The organism is Ideonella sp. P3_A4 (assembly GCF_056403075.1).
Genome location: NZ_JBFUGE010000371.1, coordinates 1 through 5,996 on the forward strand (window position 1 = coordinate 1; position 5,996 = coordinate 5,996).

At 66.0% G+C, this 5,996-nt stretch carries 6 protein-coding genes; 1 reads left to right on the plus strand and 5 read right to left on the minus strand.

Annotated elements, in window-relative coordinates:
- The coding region (locus tag AC1DYI_RS24310; protein WP_477206708.1) for a hypothetical protein at positions 1–342 on the minus strand (342 nt) is incomplete at its 3' end.
- A 125-nt stretch (positions 343–467) separates the two neighbouring features.
- Between AC1DYI_RS24310 and AC1DYI_RS24315 the strand changes: the two genes are divergently transcribed.
- Positions 468–2,483: a BTAD domain-containing putative transcriptional regulator gene (locus AC1DYI_RS24315; RefSeq protein ID WP_477206709.1), complete on the plus strand. Its 2,016-nt coding sequence runs from the start codon at positions 468–470 to the stop codon at positions 2,481–2,483.
- A 67-nt stretch (positions 2,484–2,550) separates the two neighbouring features.
- Here the strand turns inward: AC1DYI_RS24315 and AC1DYI_RS24320 are convergent, their stop codons facing one another.
- From AC1DYI_RS24320 to AC1DYI_RS24335, 4 genes are all read right to left on the minus strand, one after another.
- Positions 2,551–4,119 (minus strand): Dyp-type peroxidase, encoded by a 1,569-nt coding sequence (locus AC1DYI_RS24320; protein WP_477206710.1) that lies wholly within the window; start codon positions 4,117–4,119, stop codon positions 2,551–2,553.
- Positions 4,120–4,210: 91 nt separating this feature from the next.
- Positions 4,211–4,912, minus strand: coding sequence for a hypothetical protein (locus AC1DYI_RS24325; RefSeq protein WP_477206711.1), 702 nt, complete (start codon positions 4,910–4,912; stop codon positions 4,211–4,213).
- The gene (locus tag AC1DYI_RS24330) at positions 4,912–5,574 is read right to left on the minus strand and encodes a hypothetical protein (RefSeq protein WP_477206712.1); all 663 of its coding nucleotides are present in this window, start codon (positions 5,572–5,574) and stop codon (positions 4,912–4,914) included. Before AC1DYI_RS24330 ends, AC1DYI_RS24325 begins: the two co-directional genes overlap by 1 nt.
- 162 nt (positions 5,575–5,736) lie before the next feature.
- Positions 5,737–5,996 (minus strand): choice-of-anchor tandem repeat GloVer-containing protein (locus tag AC1DYI_RS24335; RefSeq protein ID WP_477206713.1); only part of this gene is annotated, 260 nt, incomplete at its 5' end.

Below are 5,996 nucleotides of genomic sequence, written 5' to 3' on the forward strand. Positions count from 1 at the left end.
GTAGACCGGCGGACGGTAGTACGWACGGTAGTAGTACGGGCGCGGTGCGGCGTAGTAGACCGGGCGCGGCGCATACACCACCGGGGCCACGTACACCGGCGGCGGCGGGGTGTAGACCACCGGCGGCTCGACATAGACCGGCGGCGGCCCATACACCACCGGTGCCGGGTAGTAGCGCGGGCGATGTCCGCCATTGATCACGGTGCCGACCTGCACCCCCGGGGCGATCGGCGCGTTGATGCCGACTGACCAGCTGACACCACCGGCCTGGGCAGGCACGCTGATGGCTGCAACGGCCAGCGCGGCAGCAAAGGGGGCAAGGCGAAGCAAACGGGTGAACATGAGAGGCTCCTTTCGAGCAGGGCGGCCATGTCGGCTGCCCCATGCACGAACAACGGGCCTGACGGACGCCCCGTTGACGCCCGCTGGTGGCAAGTTGTAACCCTGGGCTAGTATCAGGCGCCACCATGGACCTGGACGCCGCCCTCGCCCTGATGCCCGACGACGAGCCCCGTGCCCGCGCCGCCTTGCATGCGCTGTGGGAGGAGGCCGAACGCCGTGGCGATGCCGCTGCCGCCTGGCAGGTGGCAGCGATCGCCCTGGTGGTGATCAACTTCGAGTTCTTCGACTTCCGCGGCAGCGCGCTTTGGTGTGTCCGCTTCGCCGCCGACGTTGCCAGCGCATGGGCCGACCACCTGGCCGCGCGGGCACGCACCGGTGAGCCTGCCGCGCTGCGCGGCTGTGCCGGTGTGCTGGCCCGCCCGATGCAGGACCATACCGCCATCGACGACGCCGAGGGCCGCACCATCCTGGCTGAAGCGGCTGACGCATTGGCGGAAGGCCTGCGCGCCGAGACCACGCTCACGGCCACCGAGCACTATCTGCTCGCCAAATGCCTGCTCGACCACCACGGCCAGCAGATGGACACCTTGGCCGCCTCCCGCGTGATCGCGTTGCAGCAGGAAAGGTTTCGCCATGACACGGTGAGCCCGGTGCTGCTGGCGAACTGGTGGTTCACCACGATGTGCCACCACGAGTACTACGGCGACGCCGAAGCCGCCCAGCAAGCCCGCCACCGGCTGCAGACCTTGCTGGACACGCACGCACTGCCCGAGGTGCGCTTTGCGCTGCTGACACTGGACATCCCGGTGGCGCTGAAGGCTGGCCAACTGAGCCGCGCCGAACGCATCTACCGTGAGATCGAAGCGCTGATGCCGGACATGGCTGCCGCCTACCTGCCACAGGCCCTGCGCGCCCAGGCGCAATACCTGTCGCAACGCGGCGAGCATGGCGCAGCGCTGGCCCGCATCGACCGCTTGCTGGCGGTGTGCGCCGATGTGGAGGTGCCCATCCGCGACCAGGGCGCCTACCGGGCGCTGCGGGCCAATGTGCTGGCGGCGCTCGGCCGCTTCGACGAAGCGCTGATCGAGCTGCACAGCCAGCGACCGTTCCAGTTCGGCGTGCAAGGCGAGACGCTGGACGTGCTCATCCTGTTCGCCGAAGCTGCAGCGCACCTGGACCACCAGCCCGACGCAGCGCTCGGCTATCTGCGGCAGGCCCTGGCCGGCGCTGTGCGCTTGCAGTTCAACCGCTTCTTCTTCACCGTGTCCGGCCTCGCCGCGCGGCTGTGCCAAGCCGCGCTCGACGCCAACATCGAGACCGAGTTCGTGCGCGCCACCATCCGCGACCGCCACCTGAGTGCGCCGGATGCGACGCGGCCCGACTGGCCCTGGCGGCTGCGCGTTCAGGTGCTGGGTGAGTTGACGATCTGGCGCGACGAACTGCCGCTGCGCTCGCCCGGCAAGGCCCAACGCAAGCCGCTGGAGCTGCTGGCCCTGCTGGCCGCGCACGGCGGCGGGCCGATCGATGCCGGCTTCATCATCGACACGCTCTGGCCTTCGCTCGAGGCCGATGCGCCGAAGGCGTCGCTAGAGATGGCGGTGTCGCGGCTGCGCAAGCTGCTGGACCTGCCCGAAGCGGTGTTGGTGGCCGACGGCACCGTGGCGCTGGACCCGGCGCTGGTGTGGTGCGACGCAGGTGCCTTCGAGACGCTGGCCGACGAGCTGCAGCACGACCTTGCCCAGGGCACCGCCGACGCGGCGACGACACAACGGGCCGAGCGCCTGTTCGCGCTGTACCGTGACCGGCTGCTCGGCAGCGAAACCTTGAGCGGCCGCATGCAGATGGCACGCGAGCGCCTGGCGCTGCGCTACTACCGCGCCGTCACCGCCTGGGGCAGCACGCTCGAAGCGCGCGGCGACTGGGCCGCCGCGATTGCGCTGTATGAGCGCGCCCTGACGCGTGACGTGCTGGCCGAGCCGATCTACCGCGCGCTGATGCGGGCGCAACTGGCCCGCGGCGAACGGGCCGAGGCCTTGCGCACCTTCCGTCGTTGCCGGGAGTTGCTGGCCAGCGTGCTGGGCGCCACGCCGGCGGCCGAGACGCTGGCCCTCTTCCACGAAGCCTCGGTGGCTGGTCAGTGACGGTCAGCTTGTAGACCGTGTCCTGACCCGCCACACCGCCAGAGTCGCTTGCGCCCCCCGTACGGCTTCAGGTTGGATCGACGATGCCCTTGGCAATCATCCTGAGCGCCGTCATGCTCGGGATGAAGAAGTACTCTCCGCCGCGCGTTTCCACCATGCGCGGAATGTTCGCCAGGATGAAGGGCGCGTCGTCCCCGGTGGGATCGACCTGGATCACGGCCTTGCTCGGCCGCGCGTCGTGGGCGCTGTGGTTGCCCAGGAGGATTTCCTTGTCGTTGGCGGCCTTGAAATCATTGCCGTAGTTGACCCACTGCTGCTGCACGAACTCGAACTGGCGGTTGATGTCGCTGTTGAGCATCATGATGATGATGCCGTGGTTGCCGTCGTCGCGCGTGCGGTCCCGCACGTCGCCGTAGGGCAGGCCGCGCCGCAGCAGACGGCGCCGGTTCGCCAGCGCACCGGGCGTGTCGAACGCGCCCGTGGCGACTTTCAGCGAACCGGGCGGGTCGCCGGGGTCGCGCGTCATCTCGAGCGACGCGCGCGGGTTGATGCGGCGCATGTGCGCGCTGAAAGGGCACTTGGCGCCGCTCATGTCGTCGTCGTAGGTGAAGTCGCACAGCAGTGCGTCCTTGCCCTTGTCATCCGCAGCGGCCAGCAATTGATCGAACTGCAGCTTGCTGGCCAGGTCCGGGGCCTTCACCAGCGGCGCGCCGTTGTCGGCCCAGCGCCCGCAGAACTTGGCCTTCAGCAGTTCCTTGCCGCCGGGGAATTTCTTGCCCTGGTCTTCGAGGTAGGCCTCGAAGGTGCCCACGTTTTCGTGGAGCTTGCGATAGACCATGTAGGTGCCGTTGCGCGACAGCAGGATCGGGTCCGGCGCCGGCGGGTACTCGTGCGCTTCGTCGATGTGCCCGAGCAGGAACTCGCCGGTGGCCAGCGGCGCCCATTTGCCGCCTTCGATCTGCTTGCCGCGGCCGTTGACCCGGTCGGCGTCGTACGGAACGCCGTCGAACACCGGGTCACCGATGCCGTCGGTGTAGCCGAAGTGTTCCTTGGCCGTGGGCAGTCCGTTTTCCATGACGGCCTTGACGTCCTGGTAGTCGAGAAGCACCCCGTCGTCGCCGCGATGGCCACCCAGCAAAGCCACACCCGGCTGGAATTGCACGTACACGCTTTGCAGCCACGCATAACTCTCTTCAAGCAGGGCCGGCAGGCGGGCGTTGAGCTGAACGAAGATGTGCACGTCCTTTTCGCGCAGCACACGGTTCTCCCGCCAGATCGGATCCCAGTGTTCCGGCGCGCTGGGGCCGTCGTCGCCCAGCGTGTCCCTGCGCTCTTTCATCCCTTCGGCGAACTCCGGAGAGAACCCCATCAGCGATGCGCGCGGCAGGTCGAGCTCTTTCAGGCCTTGATAGCTGAACGCGACGTTGACCGTCCAGTTCGGCTGCGGAACCTGGTCGGGGCCGGTGCCCCATTGGACTGCGGTCGTCACCTTCCGCGTCACCGCGCCGACGAACGCCCGCGCCTGGGCGCCGTCTGCGATGTTGAAGAACACATAGCGCGCGACGGGATAGCCGAAACGCCCGTAGGCGCGAATCACGTTGCCCTGGATGTCCAGCAGGTCCAACTGTTTGGTCACGTCTTTTCCCCTGAATACTGTTTTTTGACGACAGGCCGCCCCTAGGCAAAAACGCCCCCTCGGGGGGCAACGAAGCGTGGGGGCCTCGTTCCTAGACGCGGTACTTTCCGGGCTCCCAGGTCGGCCCGGTCAGGTCGCGGGGCACCACGCGCTGGATGAAGGCGTTGTAGTTCGCGCGCAGCACGGCCGGCGCCAGCCCCTGGTTTTCGACCGCGAATTTGGCGAATTCCTGCTTGAGGTAGAGCGCCTTCAACTGCTCGGGCAGCGGCTCGTCGTTGGCGCCGACAAAGAACAGTGCGGCCGTGAGCTGGCACTTCTTCATGTAGGCCACGAAGCTGGAGGCGTCACGAACCTGGCCAAAGCCATAGCAGTAGCGCCACACGTCCTGGATGTCGGCGCTGATGGCATCCCACATGCCTCGCAGGTAGCCATCGACGTCGCCGTTGGGGCCGCCATGGAAATTGCAAGAGAAGACCAGGTACTTGGACTTCAGGCGATCTTGCTTCGGCAGGGCCCCGCGCCGCAGCAAGGAGGGAACGACAGGCAGGAAGTCCGAGAACGTGTCCAGTGCGCTCGCGCCGGGCAACGACTCGGTGTACACATCGTCCAGGACGAAGTAACGGCACAGGTAGGTCTGTGGAACCTTCGTCATGGGGCTGTTGGGCAGGAAGTTCCAGTCTTGCAGGATCTCCCTGACCTTGTCCGCACAGGCGATCTCCTGGCCGGGCACGAGCCCGTTGTCGATCGGCGACAGGATTGTCAACGCGTAGGCGTTGCCGCTGACGTTGCCCATTACTGTTTCCCTCCGCTTGCATGGTTTGCGTGCCAATGGGTGCGTCTTTGCACCTGGTAGGCCGCCATGCTGACGATGGGCGTGGGGTACATGTCGCCCAGGTCGTGCTGCAAGCCCCGCAACAGCGCGCGGTAGCGCTGGTGGAATTCGTCGTCCGTGCCGTCCTGCGCGTGCTGGTCGAACGCGATGAGCGCGTCCTTCACTGTCTTGGCACTCTTCACGTCGTTGGACGCGGCCAGCGGATACGCGTTGTAGTAGTGCAGGGTTTCGATCTGGTTGTACTTGATGTACTTGTGGARGGGCGTGAGAGCGACCGAGTGCGGGTAGCGGATGTTCCATTTCCAGAACATGTCCAGCCCGCTGGGAATCGCGAAGGTGAACGAATCGACGTACTGGTCCCAGCTGCCGTTGAAATTGCTGAAGAACAGCATGTAGGAGTAACTCAGGTCCTCCCTGGGCTGCTTGGCGTCGAGATGCGGAAACTGGTTCTTGCCGATGATGACCCAGCGCGCATAGTGGATCAACGACAGTGTGATCAAGCCACTCAAGGTGCTGGGAAACTTCAGTGCCACCCAGAAGATCAGCTTGTTGAACCACGCCAGGTACCAGCGTACGGGCGTGACCACATTCATGGCATACGCTTTGCCAGCTATGTTGGACATGAGCCTCCCCTTTTTGGTTTGGGCAAATTATCAGGTCCTACAGTTGGCATGTAAATGCGATTGACGCGTCCGGGCGCGAACCCTTCTCCTCAGATTGGGGGATARCGGGCCACCACGAACAGCACACCATCGCAATGGCTTCGACATCGAAGCCGTGGCGCCCTAATCCGGGACAGTCAGCTTGTAGACCGTGCCCTGCTCTCCGACACCACCCGCATCGGTCGTGCCGCGGAATGTGTGCTGGCCCGTCAGCAACAGGCTCGACTTGGGCCGAAGGCCGTCGTTCTTCTTCTCGCCGAACGAGTGCAACAGCCTCAGCTGACCGGCCGTGTTGATCCGGTAGACCGCGCCGCCATCAGCCGTACCACCGCGTTCGCTGACGCCGTACAGCCAGCCGTCCGGAGCCAGGATGAAGCCTGAGG

What these genes read in the sequence shown, in the direction of transcription:
- AC1DYI_RS24315 (WP_477206709.1), top strand. Translation starts at nt 468, where the DNA reads ATGGACCTGGACGCCGCCCTCGCCCTGATGCCCGACGACGAGCCCCGT.
- AC1DYI_RS24325 (WP_477206711.1), bottom strand. Translation starts at nt 4,912, where the DNA reads ATGGGCAACGTCAGCGGCAACGCCTACGCGTTGACAATCCTGTCGCCG.